Below are 430 nucleotides of genomic sequence, written 5' to 3' on the forward strand. Positions count from 1 at the left end.
TTTGGGGTCCTTCTGGCGCAGCGAACCGGCCGCCGCGTTCCGGGGATTGGCGAACGGCGCTTTGCCGGCCTCCACCAGCGACTCGTTCAGGGCCGCGAACGCCTTGGACGGGATGAACACCTCGCCGCGGATTTCCACCTCCGCCGGAACATTGTCCCCGGACAGCCGGCGCGGAATGTCCGCGATAGTGAGGGCGTTGTGCGTGATGTCCTCCCCCGTGTGGCCGTCGCCGCGGGTAGCGGCGCGGACCAGGGCGCCGTCGCGGTAGAGCAGGTTGACGGCCAGGCCGTCGATCTTCAGTTCCGTCAGCCAGCGCAGCGGGGCCTGCGGCGCGACCTGTGCGGCAGACGCCGTCGCCCGCGCCACCCACGCGTCCAGCTCCTCGATGGAGAACACATCCTCCAGGCTGTACATCCGCTGCAGATGCTGC

General features: G+C 69.5%; 1 pseudogene. It reads right to left on the reverse strand.

Annotated elements, in window-relative coordinates:
- Positions 1-430 (reverse strand): annotated as a pseudogene (locus tag AC5RVV_RS18150) (NAD-dependent DNA ligase LigA); the annotation flags it as partial.

The sequence above is a fragment of the Arthrobacter sp. MDT2-34-1 genome (assembly GCF_059091365.1).